3 protein-coding genes are annotated in these 1,569 nt (G+C 31.9%); all 3 read left to right on the top strand.

The genetic code is table 11. From position 1 onward, the window contains the following. A partial coding sequence (locus tag LKE05_RS13995) for a hypothetical protein (RefSeq protein WP_308457244.1) occupies positions 1-783 on the top strand: 783 nt, incomplete at its 5' end. A 24-nt stretch (positions 784-807) separates the two neighbouring features. Then, positions 808-1,041 (top strand): hypothetical protein, encoded by a 234-nt coding sequence (locus LKE05_RS14000; RefSeq protein ID WP_308457245.1) that lies wholly within the window; start codon positions 808-810, stop codon positions 1,039-1,041. A 15-nt stretch (positions 1,042-1,056) separates the two neighbouring features. Next, on the top strand, positions 1,057-1,485 hold the full coding sequence (locus LKE05_RS14005) for a DUF4320 family protein (protein WP_117968287.1): 429 nt from the start codon (positions 1,057-1,059) through the stop codon (positions 1,483-1,485). Positions 1,486-1,569: the final 84 nt, after the last annotated feature.

The raw sequence follows: 1,569 nt of genomic DNA on the forward strand, positions 1-1,569 counted from the left end.
AAAAAAGCTGTTAAACGATTGGTAAATCAGAAAAAGTTATCAGATGACCTTAAAGAATTTTTTGTTGATCCAATTTCAAAAGTATTTTCAAAGTTTATAAAAATGGATAGAATTGCTCGTGAAAAACAACAGAGAAATCTATTAAGGGTGGGTATTGACATTACACCTGAAAAATACTATGCTGATGCATTAGTCATATCGTTATGGATATTATGCTTAGGAGCCTTATTTATATTAATAGGAGTTCCTATTTTTTTTGCTATTGCTGCTATATTTGCAGTATGGCTATTTTTCAGTAATATTGATGTTGCAAACAAAGAAATAAAGAAAGTCAATAATGCAATAACGAGAGATTTACCAAAATTCGTAATGATTTACGACCATGCAAGAGGAGATAATGTACAACTTGTAGATATTATAGAAAAATATCGTGAAGCAGCTTGCAAGGAGTTTCAATATGACTTGGATTTGCTGATTGTTGATTTAAAAACCGGAAGTGAAGAATCGGCATTAATATCATTTGCTGAACGTACAAACATTCAGGAACTCAGTAACTTCGTAAATATATTATTAGGCAGCATTAAGGGTGATGATGTTAGTACAGCGATACAACTTACACAAAGAGAAATGGAGGTAATCAGGAGAGAAGAAAAAAACAGAAAGATACTTGCTTTGCCGGATAAAGTCAAAGTATCAATATATGCAACCGGCATTATGTTAGCAATTTTAGCTATAACACCTATATTAATGGATATGGCTAAGAGCTTAACAGCATTCAAATAACAGGAAAAAGGAGATTATGTAGTTATGGAAAAAGAAAAAATGTATGAGCTTAAAAGTAAGGCTAAAATTCAACTTAATAAGTTGAAAGATGAAATGATGAAAAAGAAGAAACAAGGATTATCTCATTTCGTTGAAATTCTAATAGCTATTTTGGTGGCTATTGCGGTTGGAGGAGTGTTTATGCTTTTATCTAATGAAGGCATGCGAACAATCTTCTCAAATATGATTGACCGTATAATTAACGGTTTTCAGGGATAATTAGCGGTGAAAAATATGGCTAAATATTTTGCAAAAAAGAAAAAAGGAAGTATAGCAATATGGCAGATATTTGAGATTATTCTGTTTGTGGCTCTTGTTTATACATTCATAACATTATGGCCTGTTTTTCTGCAAAAGCAAAATGTCGATTACATAGCTAAAACAATGGTACGTGCGGTTGAAACAAACGGGCGTATTGATTCATCAATTACAGATTTACAACATGAGTTGGAAAACGATTTCGGTGTTGAACTTGATGATGTAAGATGGACAACTCAATATGTTCCGGGGACGAATAAAATTCAAATTAAAAGTAAATTTGAATTGACAGTTACAGACCACGCAACAATACGTATTATGAATCCTACATTTGGTGATCCTCTTGATATAAATGTACCGATGTCAAAAACATTGGTAGGTGTATCACAGGTGTTTTGGAAGTAGGTGATACAATGCAATATAAGAAAAAAGCATTTTCAGGTATAGGTTTTATATTGGCTATATTTATGTTTGGTATAGCATTGTTTA

Origin of the sequence: Hominilimicola fabiformis, assembly GCF_020687385.1 — a bacterium.
GTDB lineage: Bacteria > Bacillota > Clostridia > UBA1381 > UBA1381 > Hominilimicola > Hominilimicola fabiformis.